Origin of the sequence: Chitinophaga filiformis (assembly GCF_023100805.1) — a bacterium.
GTDB lineage: Bacteria > Bacteroidota > Bacteroidia > Chitinophagales > Chitinophagaceae > Chitinophaga > Chitinophaga filiformis_B.
Genome location: NZ_CP095855.1, coordinates 63,564 through 82,053 on the forward strand (window position 1 = coordinate 63,564; position 18,490 = coordinate 82,053).

The 18,490-nt window shown below is 39.8% G+C and carries 12 protein-coding genes; 5 read left to right on the plus strand and 7 right to left on the minus strand.

Features of this window, described 5'->3' with window-relative positions; all coding sequences use genetic code 11:
* Positions 1-498 precede the first annotated feature (498 nt).
* The 4 genes from MYF79_RS00270 to istA all read right to left on the minus strand — a co-directional run bounded on the left by MYF79_RS00270 (position 499) and on the right by istA (position 8,381).
* Positions 499-1,962: a RagB/SusD family nutrient uptake outer membrane protein gene (locus MYF79_RS00270; RefSeq protein WP_247811990.1), complete on the minus strand. Its 1,464-nt coding sequence runs from the start codon at positions 1,960-1,962 to the stop codon at positions 499-501.
* 22 nt (positions 1,963-1,984) lie between these two features.
* Complete coding sequence (locus MYF79_RS00275) at positions 1,985-5,311, minus strand: SusC/RagA family TonB-linked outer membrane protein (protein ID WP_247811991.1); 3,327 nt, start codon at positions 5,309-5,311, stop codon at positions 1,985-1,987.
* Positions 5,312-6,085: 774 nt separating this feature from the next.
* The gene (istB, locus tag MYF79_RS00280; RefSeq protein WP_247811970.1) at positions 6,086-6,814 is read right to left on the minus strand and encodes an IS21-like element helper ATPase IstB; all 729 of its coding nucleotides are present in this window, start codon (positions 6,812-6,814) and stop codon (positions 6,086-6,088) included.
* A 22-nt stretch (positions 6,815-6,836) separates the two neighbouring features.
* Positions 6,837-8,381: an IS21 family transposase gene (gene istA, locus MYF79_RS00285; RefSeq protein ID WP_247811969.1), complete on the minus strand. Its 1,545-nt coding sequence runs from the start codon at positions 8,379-8,381 to the stop codon at positions 6,837-6,839.
* Between the two features lie 959 nt (positions 8,382-9,340).
* Between istA and MYF79_RS00290 the strand changes: the two genes are divergently transcribed.
* Positions 9,341-9,616, plus strand: a complete 276-nt coding sequence (locus MYF79_RS00290; protein WP_247811992.1) for a hypothetical protein — start codon at positions 9,341-9,343, stop codon at positions 9,614-9,616.
* A gap of 511 nt (positions 9,617-10,127) precedes the next feature.
* On the opposite strand, the gene MYF79_RS00295 is transcribed toward MYF79_RS00290, so the two are convergent.
* Positions 10,128-12,581: an alpha/beta hydrolase family protein gene (locus MYF79_RS00295; protein WP_247811993.1), complete on the minus strand. Its 2,454-nt coding sequence runs from the start codon at positions 12,579-12,581 to the stop codon at positions 10,128-10,130.
* Positions 12,582-13,543: 962 nt separating this feature from the next.
* On the minus strand, positions 13,544-13,987 hold the full coding sequence (locus tag MYF79_RS00300; protein ID WP_247811994.1) for a sigma factor-like helix-turn-helix DNA-binding protein: 444 nt from the start codon (positions 13,985-13,987) through the stop codon (positions 13,544-13,546).
* Positions 13,988-14,660: 673 nt separating this feature from the next.
* On the opposite strand from MYF79_RS00300, the gene MYF79_RS00305 reads away from it, so the two are divergent.
* Genes MYF79_RS00305 through MYF79_RS00320 form a run of 4 tightly spaced genes read left to right on the plus strand, consistent with a single transcriptional unit; the run spans position 14,661 to position 18,000 of the window.
* On the plus strand, positions 14,661-15,209 hold the full coding sequence (locus MYF79_RS00305) for an RNA polymerase sigma factor (RefSeq protein WP_247811995.1): 549 nt from the start codon (positions 14,661-14,663) through the stop codon (positions 15,207-15,209).
* A gap of 36 nt (positions 15,210-15,245) precedes the next feature.
* On the plus strand, positions 15,246-16,373 hold the full coding sequence (locus MYF79_RS00310; protein WP_247811996.1) for a FecR family protein: 1,128 nt from the start codon (positions 15,246-15,248) through the stop codon (positions 16,371-16,373).
* Positions 16,374-16,417: 44 nt separating this feature from the next.
* The gene (locus MYF79_RS00315) at positions 16,418-16,966 is read left to right on the plus strand and encodes an RNA polymerase sigma factor (protein ID WP_247811997.1); all 549 of its coding nucleotides are present in this window, start codon (positions 16,418-16,420) and stop codon (positions 16,964-16,966) included.
* Between the two features lie 38 nt (positions 16,967-17,004).
* Positions 17,005-18,000, plus strand: coding sequence for a hypothetical protein (locus MYF79_RS00320; RefSeq protein WP_247811998.1), 996 nt, complete (start codon positions 17,005-17,007; stop codon positions 17,998-18,000).
* Here MYF79_RS00320 and MYF79_RS00325 read toward each other — a convergent pair.
* A complete protein-coding gene (locus MYF79_RS00325; protein WP_247811999.1) occupies positions 17,987-18,478 on the minus strand; it encodes a TlpA family protein disulfide reductase in 492 nt (163 codons plus the stop codon). The two genes, MYF79_RS00320 and MYF79_RS00325, sit on opposite strands and share 14 nt — an antisense overlap.
* Between the last annotated feature and the right edge of the window lie 12 nt (positions 18,479-18,490).

The window sequence follows — 18,490 nt, forward strand, 5'->3', positions numbered from 1 at the left end:
AAACTAAAATCTGGTAATAGTTCATCATCTTTATTCCGAAATTATACACACTCAATAATAATATTTTTTATGAACATTCCTCGCACACTAATTATACTTCTTGTTTTTACTTCAATCGTCGCTGGACTTCTCGCGAAAGAAGTAGCTCGCATGCCAGGTAACGGCTTCACATCATATACAACCACTACGCTGGGTGGCGCAGTCATAACTTTATGTAAGACAACCCAAATATGTTTAACTTCACAACCAGGCACTCCAACAATAACATACACTACAATTTTGCCCGGCAATCGTTGTCCACCGCTCGTTACTACTTATGTCACAGTATGCGATGATTAATTTGAGCAACTAAAATAGCCAATGTTGTTTGAGCTAAGAGATCTAAAGCGATTGCCTCATTGAGAATATACTTCCGAGGTTCGGTCCATTCGCCTATATCATAAGGTATCTGATCGACGCCAAAGCCGTAGATGCCCGCGAAGATATGGATTTAAATGGTTATTGCTCAGGGTAACCGGGATTCTGATGTCCTCTTAAATTGGGGTTAGTAGATAAATCATATACCGGAATCGGAAAGAGCGCTTTAAATGATGCCCATGTTGTTCCTTTCGAAGACGAAATTAAGCTCATCACTTCATCAATCTTGTTCAATCTTTTCAAATCAAGCCAGCGGTGTCCCCACTCTGTAAATAATTCAATTCTCCTTTCCTTAATGATGGCATTTAACAGGTCATTTTGATTGGTAGTAGCGACATCTTTTAATCCAGCTCTGTTTCTTATAATGTTAACATCTGCAGCCGCACCATCAAGTTTTCCCTGGCGAGCCCTCGCCTCACCACGTATAAGGTATAACTCAGCCAATCTAAATACAATTTGATATTCGGTAATGGCTGTGCTAGTCACATCAGTTTTATATTTATTAACATATGGGTAAGTCTCTGCCAGCCAATTTTTTGTTTTAGTCCATTCAGCTTTCCTACTGTCGCCGGTTTCAAAAGAAGAGTATAGTTGGTTGCTCAAATAAACAGGGTGGCTATCAGATGGACCATTATCGGTGTCAGTAAAATTGAAGATGACTCCATCCCCATTATTGATACCTGCATCTCTACTCTGAAATGCCCAAATTGTTTCTTCACTATTCATCAAGAACGTCTGATCAAGTGGGGTTAAGGAATACATCCCATTATTTATGACCAAAGATGCTTCTTCTTCTGCCTTCCCCCACTCACCGATATAAAGATACACCCTACTCAAAAGCGTAGAGGCTGTATATTTGTTTGGGCGCACCCTTTCCGTTGTAGTCGAGGTAACATTAGAAGCCACATAATCCTCATTCAATAGCTTTTTAGCCTCCTGTAAATCCTTGATAATTTGTTCATAAACCAATGATTGACTTACCCTTGGTGACACACTACTGATTTTAGTATCAGTATTTAAAACCAAAGGCACATCACCATAAAGATTAGTTAGGTAAAAATAAAAAAAAGAGCGCAGAAACCTAGCTTCACCAAGAAGTTGAGCTTTGACATTATCTGAGATGCTATTTGATCTCTCAATTCCCTCAATTGCCGCGTTAGTCTTAAAAATAAATTCATAAAAAGAGCCCCAAAATCCATTCGCCAAATTACTTGAACTTGAGTTTTGATAGAACCTAATCAGATCTTCATTTATGCTTCCATTAAATAAGGATAACTCATCAGCAGAAAGACCTAACTTCAGCGACAGTGAGTTCATCCCGTGTACCAGACCACCTGGATCAGAAAGGGTAATGTAGAGTCCCGTCAAAACCGATGCAGCACCAGCGTTAGAGTTGTATATCTCTTGGCCAACCACAGTTTGAATTGGAGGATCAATGTCAATTAGCTTTTCGCAACTTGAAGAGAATAAAGCAATAATAAACAAAAAAGACATTATTAAATAGCCCCTAAAAAATCTGATTATCTGCATATTATATACTATCATATGTTTTTTTTTAATAGATAAATTAAAGCCTAACCTGAAGACCTGCGGTAAGTGTTCTTAATGGAGGTAAAGTTGTTAAACTTTGAGTTTCCGGATCAAACCCTTTATAGCTTGTGATAGTTACCAAGTTTTGCCCCTGGAAGTACAAGCGCATACTTCTTATACCAATTTTTGCCATCCAACTATCGGGAATGTTATAAGCGATCGAAACATTTTTTAATCGTACAAATGAGGCATCAACATACCCGCGGTCACTATCCCTAATAAAAGCTAAATCCTTCCCTGTTGTGGAGAATTGCATAAATTCAGAATTATCGCCCACCTTTTGCCATTGCTTACCAAAAATATAAGCCAGTTGATTCACCCTACCCGATCCGGGATATGAAGCGATTTGATAAAGAGGATTTATCCCATTCTGCTTGATAAACTGAAAGAAGAAATCTATTTGCAAGTGCCTAATCTGAATAGTGTTTCCCAATCCTCCCTGAAATTTCGGAGCCAAAGTAATCCTTACATCACGGCCGAATTTCGGAGGAGTTGAAGTACTAGGATTCTGAACAATTTTTCCTTCAATATCTTGAAATTGATATAGACCAGTTTCGGGATCAACTCCTGCATTTTTATACACATCCTTCCATCCCCAAAATGGTTGCCCAATCCTTGATTGCGAATAAGGAGAATTTGATAAATCCGGATACTTAATCAATTTATTTCTTAGTACGGTAACGTTAAATGAAGTCGTCCACTTTAAGTTTCGGCTTTGAACGTTTGTTGTGTTAGTTTCAACTTCTAAACCAGAGTTTTGTACTAATGCAGGAAGATTAGCTGTCAGCACTCCTGGCCCCGAGATGCTTGGCACAGGGTAAGCTATTAGTTGATTATTTGACCGATTTCGAAAATAAGATATCGAAAACAACAGACGATCTTTAAGATAGCCTGTCTCCAGCCCTAATTCTGCCTTTCTTGTTGTTTCCCAGTGATAATATGCGTTAAAGATACCAGTTGTTTGATAGCCAACCGCTCCCTGGTAAGGATTTCCAAATGTTCTTTGATATTGTTCAAGATACTGATAATCCCCAATACCATCATTCCCTGAAGTACCGTAACTAACTCGCAGCTTTCCATAGCTAAGCGCCCGAAACCGTCTGATAAAGCTTTCCTCTGAGAATATCCATGCCAAGCCCAGCGAGCCAAAATTACCGAACCGATTATTGGGACCGAAACGGCTACTACCGTCTCTACGTGCACTTAAGCTTATAATATATTTATTCTGCAATTGATAGCCCATTCTAATGAAGGACGCGCTATATTTATATTCTGAAGTACTATTACTTTTTGTTCTTACACTTACTGCTGCATCCTTGCTGCCTAATAAAGCGTCATTCAAATAATCATATAATGTTAGAAAGTTGCCATTCTGGCTTGAACTTTGAAACGATGCACCTAGTAGAAAACTGAGACTTCCGCTGAATATATTACTTTGATACCTTACCTGCGGCTCAATACTTAGATTTTTAGTTAGGTTGTCATTAAATTCAGCACTTCTCAGGGTAGAAATATTTGATGATGCTGGCTGCGCCGATGCCAAAGGAGATTTTTGAAAACTATTACTTCTAATTTCATTGTAACCAAAGCTAGCTGACAAATCAATGTTACCGATACTGTAAGACAAATACGAAGAGGCATTAAAATTATTTGTATGCAGTATGTATTGGCGCAATAACTGAGCTGGGTAAGGTGCACTCGCCCGAGTGGTAAGTGCTCCTGTTTGAGGATAAATAGCCCAATTTATTGATCCATCTGGATTATATACGTCAGGTGCATTGGGTTCAGTGGTAATTGCAATATTTGTGAAATCAACTTTTGGAATGTTTGACTTGTCAGATAGGTAGGACGTAGAAACCGTAATCTTTAGTTTTTTGTTTGATGAAGTCCCTGTCAGCGTCATATTACCTGAACCTTTTGTATCTGAATTATTACCAGGAAACACGGTTGTTTCACGATGAACATTTCCTCCTACTCGGTAAGTTACATATTCACTTCCTCCGGATATAGATGATTGAATGTCCATAAACTGACCATTCCTTCCAATCATTTTATCTTGCCAGTTAGTATACTTTGTTTGATCCCAAACCATCAAGTCAGGATATACAAATGCAAATGCAGGATTATTTAACCTATCAATTCTACCGTCATTGGTCAAAGCTTCTTTTCTCATACTAATATACTGTTCAGTGTTCATCATCTTCAGCTTCCGGGGTATTTGCGAAATCCCCGATTGGAAATTAATATCAATACTGGTCAAGCCCGCTCTACCTTTTTTGGTAGTAATCAGGATTACGCCATTGGCGCCCCTTGAGCCATAGATAGAAGTCGCTTCTGCATCTTTCAAAATGCTTATTGACGCAATGTCGTTGGGATTAATGAAGTTAAGCGGTGACATACCGTTACCTAAGGGTGCTCCGCCACCAGAAGTAATTGCTGGCAAAGAACTAGTTATTGGCAGACCATCGATAACGTAAAGTGGATCATTGCTAGTAATGTCATTTAAGCTATTTCTCCCTCTGATTTGAACGGCCACTGGAGCACCTGCTATTCCGCTAGTTGGGGTAATTGTTACTCCTGCAATCCTACCTTGTAAAGCATACAAGGGATTATTTACTGGCTGTCGTTCAATCTCCTCTGAACTAATGGTAGCGACGTTGCCCGGATTTAATCTTCTTGATGTTTGTCCATAAGCTATTACCTGTGTTTCATCCAATGTACCTACATACTTTTCAAGGCGAATTATACCGATTGTTTTTTGTTCTCTTATCTTAACTTCCTTAGTTAAAAAACCGATATTGGAAATTATTATTGTGGAATTTGCATTTATGTTCTTCAACATTATCGAACCATCAGCAGCAGATGTTGTGCCCTGCGACGAACCCTTGACTACAACTGTAGCGCCAGAAACTGGCAGCCCATCTTCATTTACGATCTTAGCGGTGATAGAAATAGTACTATCATAAAATATCCCCGGTGATTCGACCATTCTTTTTGTGCTTTTCCTAATTGAAATGTTCTTTTCATCAATTAACCATTCCAAATCTTTATTTTTAAGGATTTGCTCCAACACTTCTTGTAACAATACATTTTTTGCGTTGATTGTAATCTTCTCTTCATCATTAAGAATGTTATTCGTATAATAAACCCGCTTACCAGTTTGTGTTTCAATTTTTTTAAAAATATTGTACAGAGTATATGTTCCCGAAATGGTAACTCTTTTTTCGGCTTGTGCCCTTCCTAATCCGTAAATGGGGCATTGCAGATAAAATAGGCAGACGAAAACCCATAACGACAATCTCATTGTATTCAATTTTGGTTGGTTATAATATATGTTTCCTAAGGCGAGGTATAGTTTTACAAAAAAATCACATTCCGACTCATTTGTGATTAGACAATTCTTCTGATAATAAGTATGCTTTCTTCCTCGTTTGCACCACCATTTATAAAAAAAAATTCCGAATAAATCGAGAACTCCATTCGTGACATATGTCACCAACCCCATTAACTTAACATTAACATTAACATTTGCCTATCTGACAATCCCGGTGAAAGTTCCGTCATTGCAAATCAGGAGATCCGAGCTTATTTGAAGCACAGATGAGATCCACTGCATACTCTACCGTAGCACTACAAGCCGATAGTATTTTGTCGCCTCGATTGCTACGAGAACTGGAGCACGCTTGACATAAGCGAAAGTATCTTAATATTTGCTGTAGTTGGTTTGAGAATAATAGTATGGTAAGACTCTCCGTAAAGCCTTCTCCCTTCATATCGAGATAATATACTGAGCTTCTGTTGCAGCTCCTGGTCATTCATGATTATAGATATAGATTTATAGAAGCTCCAATATAAAATAGCTTTTTATTAGGCCCATCAGCACATGTGATGGTGATAGCATCGACAGTTCATCAAATGAGGCAAAATTTCCAATTAACGTTGTGTATTCCGGAGATGCTGACCAGCAGAACGGTATCTTGACCACCCGCTTTGACAAAACTTAATTCCTGCCGAAGGCAGGCCTTCCATACTTTTTGTGGAAGATGTATTATTTAAAACAAAAATAGGTAAAATCGGACTAGTTACTTTTCAGTTTCCTCATAGATTCTCCTTGTAATTCTATTCTGTGCGCTTTATGAACCAACCGGTCTAGTATCGCATCTGCAATCGTGCTTTCTCCAATCACATCATACCACATACTGACAGGCAATTGAGAGGCAATTATGGTTGATTTACGCCCATGTCGGTCTTCAATAATTTCCATAAGTGTATTACGGTTGTAATTGTCTAGAGGTTGCAAGGCAAAGTCATCTAATATTAAAAGATCATATTTCTCTATTCGACTAACTTCTTTGTTATATGAACCGTCGCCCTTAGCCGTCTTCAAGCGAGAGAATAGCTTCTGGGTATTAAAATATAAAACACGATAGCCTAACTGGCAGCCTTGATGCCCCAAGGCTGAGGCGACGAAGCTCTTGCCTACACCAGATGCACCGGTTATGAGGAGGTCCTCCTTTTTCTTTATAAAGATACATTCAGCTAATCGCAATAAATGCGTCTTGTCCAGATTTCGACTTTTTGTAAAATCAATTTCTTCAATGGAGGCCTGATAGCGGAACCGCGCATTTTTTAAAGATCGGCCAATCTTTCTGCCTTCTCTGTCTTCCCACTCAGCCTGCACGAGTATGTGTATAAACTCATCGTGAGTGATGGATTCAGAACGAGTATTGGATAAGACTGCTGAATATGCCTGGTTCATGCCATGCAGCTTCATTTGACCTAATTTTTGCTTGATTACTTCTTGCATAGTATGGTGTTTTACAAGGTGATTACTGATAGTGTTCTTTCCCTCTTATGTTAGTATGTTGGGGCAATGAGGCCTCACTTTGATCACTGTCTGGCTCGAATAACATTTCCAACCCTCCATCAAGGATCTTCTTGACAGTTTTATAGTTATATATCTGGTAAAAGGTGGCTCGTTCTATCGCTTTTATCAGACGTTCTTTGCCCGCCTTCTTTGCCAGGGATAATATCCCAACACAGCTGCGATAGGCTTGCTCCGGATATTTCTTTTGCTGCAGGATGGTTTCTATGTAGGTCCTAACTTGTGGGCCGATACTATCAGCCCAGGACAGAAACTTTTCAGGCTTCCAATCAGCGACAAACTGGTGACTCGAGGGAAGATGATTCTGATCTGTTGTATAGCCAAACGGCTTGTATCCCCGAATGTGGAAGGCAATCCTCTCGTTATTGATAAATATATGTACCTGATCACGGGTATAAATGGCCTTGACGTCTTTCCCTATAAAGCGGTATGGCACACTGTAATAATGCTTTTCCAGCTGTATGTGGCTATTCTTCATAACTCTTGCTGTCTTATATTTCCGAAGCTGGTAAGGGGTTGCAGGTAATGGCTGGAGCAGGCCTGCTTCATGCTGTTCGAACTTTTGCCTTCTACTAAATGGTTCCTTATGAAACATCTCGTTATTATGCTTATTTAAGAGCTCTAGTATGGAGCTATTCAGCTCATGCAATTCAAAGAATATCTTATCCCGTAATGGAGCGAATATGCGTTTATAGACGATGTTAACCGCGCTTTCTACCAGCGCTTTATCCTTAGGTTTTCTACTGCGGGCGGGGTAAATAGTTGTCTGATAATGATTGGCAAATTCGAGGAAGCTTTCATTGATTTCCGGTTCATAATTATCCGGTTCAGTCACGGCAGACTTCAGATTATCTGTAACAAGGGCTTTGGGCACACCTCCAAAGTATTTTAATGAGTTGGCTGTTGCTTGCAGAAAGTCCTCCTTGCGCTGGCTATTTAATGCCTCTACGTAGGTTAATTGGCTAAATCCTAATATGCACACATATATCTCCACATCTCGTACTTCTCCTCCGTCTCTATCAACCACCTGCAATCTCTTACCGGTAAAGTCAATATAGGCTTTGTCCGCAGGTGTATGATCAAAATGCATAGTTGCAGAACGATGTTCCAACCAATGCCTGTAATAATCGCAAAACTGTGTGTAAGCGTATCCATCCGGATAGCGGGATTTGTATTCCGCCCACAGCAACCATCGTGTAACGCCAGTTCGCTTCAATTCCTGCTCCATCCAGGCAAACATTCCCTCCAGATCCTGAAAGCGCGATTTCCCAACTGATGTTGGTTCCGCAAATATCTTTTCTAGGTCATGTTCCTCCATCGCTGCCAGCTGTTCCAATTCCAAGCCCTTCTGCTCTGCTAAGCGAATGTACTTTTTGACAGTGTTGCGAGAGACGTTCATTACGCGGGCAATGGCTTCCAGGGCCATGCCATTCCTGCGATGCAAGAAGATCTGTTTTAGTTTAGTCATGCTGATAGTTTCTCCGGCCATCTTCCGTGGGGTTTTGTATCCCAAAGCAAACAATCCTGGAGGAACTAGAGGTGGTCAATATGCCGTTCCGGCATGTTGACCACCTACGTTAATTAAGTTTATGTCGTTCCGGCATATTGACCAGCGGTACTGGCTGATTATCAATTATTAATATCAGTAAAGGCCGGAAAGGTGGTCAAGATGAGCGTTAGGGGTGGTCAACATCAAGCGTAATACACAAACGTCGAATAAAACTCTCTATATACCATTTTCATTTATGAATCTACTATGTATCCGGTCAACCATTCTTATTACTTTTGTTTAAGAAGATTGAATATCTTAAAATTAGTTGACTACACTACATTATTAATTATATAATCAAAATAAATTGATCTATATATTCATTTAACCCAGCTCGTCATGACGTAATCAAAGTATTCATTTTCAATTAAACAAGAGACAAATGAAGGATACAAAACGGAGATATTGATACATTTCTTAGTAGCCGATTGAGGAATAGATTTGTACTCTTGTCTTTGAGTGAGTAACTGAACAGGCTCCCTTTTTTTAATAGTACTCCTATGCCTTCCTTTGCTCTTCACTACTTATCATGTAATCCTTGCAAGTGGTGATCAGCAACCACGACATGGAGGATCGTTTTAACAAATAATAACAAAATAAAACATGATATATTAGTCACTAGGGACTCATCATATTGCACGTTAAACATTTAGAAACTCTATTGCAATAATCAAACAAACAATACCATCAATCCTTTGGCGCCTTCACCCCTGAGTTGGAAGGAAGCCCTGAAAGAATTACCACAATAATGACGAAATAAAACACTATATAGTACAGGTCAAATATCAGCTAGCAAAAGATATTTGATTGCAAATGGAGAAGCCGAAAACCATTAGAAGAGAGTAGGCATATATACTTTCACAAAAATTTAGCCTTTTAATCTCAAAAGGCACAATTTTATGAACAAAGCAAAAATAATGTTATCTGGAGTTGCACTTCTCGCTGTTGTAGGTGGAGCATTGGCCTTTAAAGCTTCTAGACTTCCAAGCAATGCAATCACTTCATATACAACAACTACTGCAGTAGGTGGGCCTACGGTTACCAGATGTAAAACTACTAAAGGATTTTTCACTACGACCGAAGGTATCGCAGCAAACACTTATACCACCTACAATACACTAAATGGCGTGTGCGGTCCTGTTGTTGCGACATTCACTCTTCCATCTAACGATTGATGTAAGACTTGATAACAAACTTGATAATTGACTTACTAAATCTGGGCAAAATATGTTCGCCCAGATTAGTAAGTCAATTTCTTCTTGTAAATACTACTCCGTTTTGTTCTATATAATTTTAGATAAAAAGTAACACATTCAATTGACATAATATGCGAGCTATCGATTTCGGTGTAGACAAAGTAGTGAGCTCTCGTAATGCATAGATTTTTTTAACCAACTAATTATCATAAAAATTATCATTAAGCATTGTTAGTGTGCATTCTGTGCTTATTAGTGTATGTATTTGCACAACACATTAAATGGGGTATGCGGTCCCATTGTTGCTACCTTCTATGAAACCGATTATGAATGAGTAAAATTAGCAACTAGTAGGTAACACAAATTATCCTAGATTAGAATATCCCCTTTCGCTCAGCTTCTTCGGCCTTGACACAAGGTCAAACCTGGGCAAGTAATGGTGCCCAGATTTAATTTAACTACCAACTGGAAGCTCGATTGTACGAGTCGCCTATGGAATTGTATTAGAGGAATCTAACTCCAACCCAGAAAATGACGTATTACCATTTACCATCCAAATGGGCACAGATGTAGCTTTTAGGTAATAGTCAAAGAATTGTTGAATTCGAATTGTCAAATCAAGCTGATTTTCACTATTCGAGACGGTATGATCTTCGTCTTTATATTCAAGCATCCAAACTTTCTTATTCGCTCGTCTCATGCCCAGAAATAATTCCAAAGCTTGATTGTAGCTAATAGATTCGTCATCAGGATTATGAATAATCAATAAAGGTGTCTGTATTTTGCCAATATGCAAGACAGGGGAATTCCTTATGAATATCTCGGGATTCTCCCATGGGGAAACACCAATATTTCGCTGACCGTTATCTGAAGAAGTTTGATTATTGTCACCGCTAGGGCGCAAGCTATTATATTCACTAATGATATTCGTCGGTCCAGCCATTTCACAAGCAGCTTTAAACAATGTGGTCCCCGTGATAATTACATTCGTTTCATACCCCCCAAAACTTTGACCTTGCGCCGCCATTCGTTTGGTATCAACATATGGAATAGAGTCTAATCTTTTGATTGAGGATTCGATCGTATTTATAATATTCGTTGCGACTTCTCCTGTTCTATAATAAAAATCAGGCTCAAATACCAAATATTCTCTGCTCACAAACCAGGGTATGTTTACATTATGGCTAAATAACTCGGGTGTTTTATATCCATTAAGGTTTTCTGATCGCCTTTCATAGTAGTTAAAAATCACAGGATATTTTCTTGATGAGTCAAAGTCTTGTGGCTTGTATAATACTCCATCGCATTTTAATCCGTCAGGTAGAGTCCATGTGATTAACTGCGATTCAGGCCAAATATATTCTTTTTCTGGATGTATATCTGAAACAGCTGAGAAGGAATGGAAGTCCCTCGTATAATATAAATTCGGAGATTCCTTTGTACTCATTCGCCTTACGATAAATGCTTGTTTGTCCTTGGATTTAATTGGCTTAAATTGACTTGGATCCTCAGCTACATTTGCTGAAACGAGTATCGAGGTTGGCTTGAAATAATACACTTTCGAATCCATAATCAGTTTTGAAGGTTCACCTACCGAAGAAGAGTACGCTTCCCAAAAGCCATTTTCCTTTGTTCGCATATTAAAGGCATATAATAATATCATATCACGCCGATAAGGTAAAGGGTATTTCTTGTCTGGTACAATTCTAAATCGAATAGAATTTGCCTTTCCAAGACCTTTAGTTATATTAATTGGATTCTTGCCACCTAAAAGATCGACTTTCCAGATGTCGTAGCAATCATAAATGAAAACATAGTTTCCGTCTCTGTCAATTTCCTGTAACCCATATGCGAACCTACGCTCTCTTATCTTATCAGCCTCACCTCGTTCTGAAATAGAGAGCTTGTTGGGGATTAGAGCACATATATCAATTTTAGATTGAGACTGTGTGTTAAATGAATAAAATTTTGCTTCTTTTGAGTCGAACCATACTACAAATCTTTCCTTTTGTATCAGGCTTGGGCGCTGAAAACCAGGATATTTTAGTTCAGCAAGTTTCGTTTTCCTCCCAGATTCGAACGACATGAGATACAGTGATTGTGATTGATTATTCCAATAATATTCATTTTCATTTATTTTGCTCTTTAAAAGAGCAAAATGATTATTTTCCAACACACCTTCAGCCAACTCTAATTCGTAATTCTCAAGAAGAAGAATATGAGTACTATTTATATCAACAACCGCACAATATGAGTTATCAGTCGCTCTTCTTCGATATATTAATTCCTTTGGTTTTAGTACTTTATCTTTATACGACCATACCAATACTCGATTGTCAATTTGGGAAACATCTTCTGAATATTTATAGGAGAAAAAAAGCCTTTGTCCGTCAGAAGTGAAATTGAGAATATTATCACTAATTCGACTTTTACCACATAAGTCGATATTTTTTTTATCCACCAATATGCGAGAGGTTCTATCGCCCTGTTTAAAATATTTTATACTCCTATTTCCAAGATCATCGTCAGTTAGAAATGCAACTTGAGTTCCCGATGCATCTAAGATTGCTCTTTTTGCATCTGAGCTTTCCGGAATTCTCACTCGTTCGTTTGTTTTCAGCGTTACGACATACAAGCCCAAACTGTCTCTCATCAATATCTCACCTCCACCCGCGCTAAAATGTGATTCATAAATATTAGTATATTGGTATTTTTTTTTCCCGTCGAGCTTTCTTATTACCATAGCCCCAGAATCTCCAACTAAAGAATATTTAATCCATTGATTATTCCCGTTATTGTCCATTTCAAAAGATACAACATTAGCGACCAATTCTTTTGCATGCGTAAATAGATTTAATATTACAAGCGTATCTCCTGGTAAAAGTGCTAAGAAATATTTGCTATTATTACTGAGCGTTGGTTGGTCAGCGTTTTTAAATTCCATACTAAATGAGTTACTTAGCCCTTTAATACATGTCATCTTACTCTTTTTCCCTCCATAGCTATAGACACAATATTCGCCATTGTTTGTTATCAACATATTCTCCCAACCTGTGTTTTGTAGAGAGATCCAATTATCGCAAGCATTTTTATCTATAATGCGTTTTTGACAATAGGAATTAAACACGTTGCTAAAGCATGTTATTATTAATAGAAATGAAAATTTCATATAAAGAAGGCTTTTGATTGTTTATTCTAAAGTAATATTATTAACGGCAGCAAATCCGCAGTGAGAGCTGCTTATATTAAATTCATAGTATCAAAAAACAAGCGACAACAGTACACTGACATAGAGTATGCCCTTGTTGTCTTTTTGCAGTGTAGGGCTTCTAAAAACTGCTAGTCTGACCTCCTTATGCAGCTTTCTGACCGACAGCAAAGTTGAGAACTCTGATACAAAGAAAGTAATCGGAACAATTCGCACTCAAATAGCTGGGAAATGGCGGGCTGAATTCATTTAGAATATTGACATCGATAAGATATCTTCTTTTCGCATCTCGACAAAAAAGCCAATTCTTGATTAGCATGGATTCCTATTTTTTCACGTTACTGTTAACCATAATATTTGATAGATTACCACATAGGTGCGGAGAAGCGTGGATACACTTAAGATAGCATTGACAAATCGACAGCTATTAGTTTCTGTTGTTAAAACCTCATTAGAACCTTGAAATGTTTACAGCATCCCAAATAATTCATACCACGAATCTCAATAAAAAATCTGGATGATTAAACGCACTAAAAGCCTTCATTCTCCAATAATAATGCCGTATCATCGCCAGCCAGCTTAATATATTATATCTTTTTCACGTTTATTTTTTATAGATTACACTGTTTTTAGAATATTTCGTAAAAAACTTGCGACGCAAATTTTTCATTCGAATTTAACAAATGAAGCTAATCGATTCAATATGACATAAAATATTCCTGTTGAAACAAGCTTCTAAATTTACCTAGGGAGCGTTCTAGATGAGAATTTAATGTATTCTTCTTTATGTTCATTTCCGCAGCTGCTTGCTTATAACTTTTCTCTTCTCGAAAAATTTTATTGATCGCCTGCCTTTGATTGCGAGATAACTGTTTCCACCCCAGCTTCAATAAATGCAATTTTTTACTTAAAGAGGAGTCATCATAAAACAAAGACAAGTTAGTTTGCTCTGCCAACAAAATATCATAGGCATATTTTTGCATTTTCGATTCGATGCAGCGTTGCTTATTGAGCATCTCCCAACATCTATAATGTATTCCCATCATGAGGTAGGCCTCAATTGAATTTCCCTTTATTTCGACATTCTTTCGTTCCCATAATGTCATAAACAAATCCTGTACAACATCTTCAGACTTCGCCATATCATTAAGTATTATTCGCGCCTTCATAAGTAATGAATTGAAAGTGCTCTTGTAAACTTGCTCAAAGGGCAGCTCTTGACCCTTAAAAAGAATTATGGCAATATTTGGAGATTCCCCTGACATACGCGTATAACAAATTAAGTGGAAGATTATTTAATTATGAAGTATAACAAAACGTATTTGATTCAAATAAAAACACGATCGCTACATTGCCCGACCTGTATTATCTTCATGCATGGGGGATGCATTTTTTTGACGCTTTCTTTTATTACGTATTAATATACACCTTAGAGAAACAGCACACACAGCTTTCACTACAGGACACAATTCAGCGAATGAATTCAGCCGAAAAACGATTAACATTCTTTACTTAAACGTTCCTTATCCAGTTGCAAAAATGAATATCCCAATTAGATAATCTAAAAATGGGTCCGCCCTCAACAGTGGGTCGAAGTGAAGAACAAAAAGTACCCAAAAAAATTTAACAGAAATTTAAACCATCCATGTAGTAAAAAAATCCATCCGCGTTAACATCGAATTAACTACTCGCAAATTGAGATTCAGTAGCTTAGCAAGTGTATAAAGTACGTTCATTGTTCTACCCCAGATGTCTTTTTATTATCCCTTGAGGTCCCGGAACAGCTCATTTGTATCACCATTTTTCTGTTGAGGTATGCATCTAGACGGTTACAACGACGAACATCTCTTCAAGCTGCTGCAGGACGGCAGCGAAACAGCCTTCAATGCCATCTTTAACCGTTATAGCAAACGTTTATATGTGGAAGCCTATAACCGTTTACAGGACGCAGATGAAGGGAACGATATTGTGCAGGAAGTGTTCTTCTGGTTATGGGAAAGAAAGCGCTCCCTGGAAGTGCCACAATGCCTGAAAGCCTACCTGGTACAGGTAGTCAGGAATAAATGTGTAGACCTGATCCGTAAAAAGACCAGCACAAGGGGTAAGAAACTACAGTACACCTGGCTGGCGGATACCTGCACCACCACATCTCCGATAGAAAATAAAGAATTGGGCAGGCAGTTGGCGGCGGCTATTAATAGCATCACGCCGGCCAGCAGGCTGGCCTTTGAGCAGTTGTACCTGCACAAAAAGAGCCTGAAGGAAATTGCCGACCAGATGGACATCAATGTCCAGTCAGTAAAGAATCACATCCACCGTGCGCTGAAAGTGCTGCGCGAAAATCTGAAACATAGCTTATCATAAGTACCTTTTGGTGTTTTTTCCGACTATACGGGTACTATGAATATAGATGAAACCCAATTAGAACAATTGGTACTGGACGAACTGGGAGGGATCATTACCCCCGAAGACAGTGCCACCCTCAAAAAACTGCTCGAAGAGGAGCCGGAAGCACTTATTATCCGAAACGCCATCTACGAACAGTTTTCGGGACCTGAGGAACAGGCCTTCCTGGCCCTGCCACCCGAACATTTGCCCATCGATAAGGTATGGGCGAAGATCCGCAAAAGAAAATGGATCAGGGTCATTGTACGCTCATCGCTTAGTCTTGCCTTCCTGGCCTCAGTGGCCTCCGGCATCTACATATCATTCCAGCCAACAAAGCCTCTACAGCCTAAGGCAGTTGTCCATGGATTGTCTCCCCTGAAAACTGTTGCACTGCAGCTGCCCAATGGTGAAATTGTGAACCTGGGCAGCACGCAGCAACATGTTACCGTAGGCGATGTTACACTCAACGCACAACAGAAACAGGTAGCCCTGAAAGGGACGAATAAGGGCATGGCCATGATCACCGTGCCTGCCGGGCAGGACTATACCATTAACCTACCCGATGGTACCGAAGTACAGCTCAACGCCACTTCAAAAATGGCCTTCCCGGTAAGCTTCACCGGTAATACCCGCGAAGTGACCATAGCAGGAGAAGCCTACCTGAAAGTAGCCGCGAACCCAAAGAAACCTTTCATTGTACACCTGCCCAACAGCACGGTACAGGTACTCGGCACAGAATTCAATGTAAACACCTACGATAAAGCCCATGAACAAATAGCCCTGGTAAAAGGCGCGATTAAACTGGATGCTGATTCTTCCACGATCATGTTGAAACCAGGATTTGCAGTACGATACCAGAAAGGTCAACAGCTGCAGGCGGTACGTTTTGATGCGGAAGAATTATTGGCATGGAGAGAGGGTACTTATGTATTTCATGCTACGACTATAGACGAAATGTGCAGTGTTTTGAAAAGATGGTACGGCATAAAAGTCATTAATGACAATGTAAACATTAACCGGCCACGCTTTACAGGTTATATAGACAAATCAAGGCCTATTCAGTATTTCCTTAATGCATTACAATTTACCGGACACTTTGATTATTACTTTGATAATGACAGTGTCTTACATATACGTTAACGTTACAGGGTCTTTAAATTTTGTCATGCAGTTTTGAATGTAAAATGATGTTATTTCACGAGGAAGAACTATTATTGTCTGTGAAAAGGGGCGATGCATCAGCTTTCGCTACACTCTACAAACGGTACCGTCCGCAATTACTGATGGAAGCATATCAGAAGGTACGCAACCAGCAAGAGGCGGAAGATATAGTACAGGAGATCTTTACATCTTTGTGGCAAAGGCGCAGGGAACTAGCTATCAACATTTCTCTGAAGCATTACCTGTATAGGGCAGTACACTTACAGTATGCCTACAAATGCCGGCGCAATGAGGTAGCCCGCAGGTTTGTATCGCATGCCTGGTATACCTCCCCGGAAAGCGCTGTGCCCCGGAACCTGGAGAACAAAGAACTGGGACAACAGATCCGGGAAGCCGCCAGGCATGTATCCGCTCCGGCATGCAGGAAAGTATTTGAACTGCTTTACCTGCAGGACTGGAGCCATAAAGAGATTGCACAGGACATGAACATCCAGCCACAGGTAGTGAAAAACCAGGTAAGCCGCGCATTAAAAGTGATCCGTACCCGTTTACGCGAAGAGGAAGTTGTATAGTGCATTCCGTCTATTTACAGGCATTAAATAACCATACCATGTATACTTCAACATCGGGCCTAAAGAAGCTACTGCTCCTTGAAAAACTAAACCCTAGCTATATTGCTCCTGCAGATATTCCGGAGGAATACCAGTCCCTGCTGATACCTGCAGCGGGGCAATGTTACAGGAACGATGCGGAAGCAGAGATCTTATCCCAGCACATCGACTTTGGTCCATTCTCCATATGGATCCATGATATCTGGGCAAAGCAAAACTTTGTGCTATGCACGGCCATTCCTGCACACATGTGGTGTTTACATGGTTTGTATGAAGACAGCCTGCACCTGGAAGATCCTTCTGCTCCCAGTTACCTGCTGGAAGAAAAGGAATTCAATCTCTTCAATCTGCCGAAAGGCTTGCACAGCATTCCCATCGCTGAAGGGAAGAAAGTGCTGTCCATCCATATCAACATTGAGCAGGATGTACTGAAAGACATGGTAGAAGAATTTCCCAGCCTGGAAGTACTGGCCAACAAAACACCTGCAGGTCCCGGCGCCATCAATGCACACCCCTACCATAGCAATCCCGTATGCGATTTCCTGGTAGAGAAAATCCTCTCCTGTAGATATGAACCGAAAAGGGCGTATCCTTTTCTCTTCCGTGCCTGTATAGATTTGTTGCGAAACATCGCGGCCCAGGAAACACTGGCTGCCCAGCCATTGATGTCAGAGAGTGTATTGAACGCCGATAAGATCCACCGCCTGTTCAATTACCTGCAGGAACATCCCTTTATAAAACATACACTGGTACAGCTGGGATATATATTCAAGGCCAGCGGTAAACAATTAGCGTTTGAGTTCAAACAACATTTTGCCTTCACCATTCATGAATATATGCACATGTGCAGGATGATGCACATCTATGATGTGATGCAGAAAGCCAATACCCCTGCGGAGAAAATAGCCGCCATCAGCGAGTATCCGAATGTCACTAATATGCTCATTCAGCTAAAGGAATACTACGCCTGTATGCGCAGCGCTACTTATCAATGATGGCCCGCACCGTATCCAAAGGCAGCGAACCGTAATTCGCCCGCTTGATCTGCCTGTTCTTATCGTAGAACACCAGCAAAGGATAGGCCTGCCCACCATAAAAGCGGAAGAACGCATTATTATAATCCAATCCCAGTTTCACATTCGGGAATTTCTCCACATTAAATTTCTCCTGGTAGATCTTCACTTCATGAAAGCTACCGGCGCTGATGAAAAGGATATTGACATCTTTCAGGGTATCCATTGAAGCCACCATTTTCTGCGACATGGTATCGCATGGCTTACAGCCGGGACCATAAAAGTATAACATGGTAGGGCGGCCCTTAGCAAGACTATCTGTACTGAACTTCGATACAGTGTCTCCCTTCAGCAATACAATCGGTGGCAAAGCTTTCGGATCTGTTGGCATATTGTCCAGATGAGGAGTTTGGGTACAGCTGGCCAGACCCAGGGTAAACAAAAGGAGTAGCTGTTTCATATCGTATAGATG

What these genes read in the sequence shown, in the direction of transcription:
- MYF79_RS00270 (WP_247811990.1), bottom strand. Translation starts at nt 1,962, where the DNA reads ATGATAGTATATAATATGCAGATAATCAGATTTTTTAGGGGCTATTTA.
- MYF79_RS00275 (WP_247811991.1), bottom strand. Translation starts at nt 5,311, where the DNA reads ATGAGATTGTCGTTATGGGTTTTCGTCTGCCTATTTTATCTGCAATGC.
- istB (WP_247811970.1), bottom strand. Translation starts at nt 6,814, where the DNA reads ATGCAAGAAGTAATCAAGCAAAAATTAGGTCAAATGAAGCTGCATGGC.
- istA (WP_247811969.1), bottom strand. Translation starts at nt 8,381, where the DNA reads ATGGCCGGAGAAACTATCAGCATGACTAAACTAAAACAGATCTTCTTG.
- MYF79_RS00290 (WP_247811992.1), top strand. Translation starts at nt 9,341, where the DNA reads ATGAACAAAGCAAAAATAATGTTATCTGGAGTTGCACTTCTCGCTGTT.
- MYF79_RS00295 (WP_247811993.1), bottom strand. Translation starts at nt 12,581, where the DNA reads ATGGAATTTAAAAACGCTGACCAACCAACGCTCAGTAATAATAGCAAA.
- MYF79_RS00300 (WP_247811994.1), bottom strand. Translation starts at nt 13,987, where the DNA reads ATGGCGAAGTCTGAAGATGTTGTACAGGATTTGTTTATGACATTATGG.
- MYF79_RS00305 (WP_247811995.1), top strand. Translation starts at nt 14,661, where the DNA reads ATGCATCTAGACGGTTACAACGACGAACATCTCTTCAAGCTGCTGCAG.
- MYF79_RS00310 (WP_247811996.1), top strand. Translation starts at nt 15,246, where the DNA reads ATGAATATAGATGAAACCCAATTAGAACAATTGGTACTGGACGAACTG.
- MYF79_RS00315 (WP_247811997.1), top strand. Translation starts at nt 16,418, where the DNA reads ATGATGTTATTTCACGAGGAAGAACTATTATTGTCTGTGAAAAGGGGC.
- MYF79_RS00320 (WP_247811998.1), top strand. Translation starts at nt 17,005, where the DNA reads ATGTATACTTCAACATCGGGCCTAAAGAAGCTACTGCTCCTTGAAAAA.
- MYF79_RS00325 (WP_247811999.1), bottom strand. Translation starts at nt 18,478, where the DNA reads ATGAAACAGCTACTCCTTTTGTTTACCCTGGGTCTGGCCAGCTGTACC.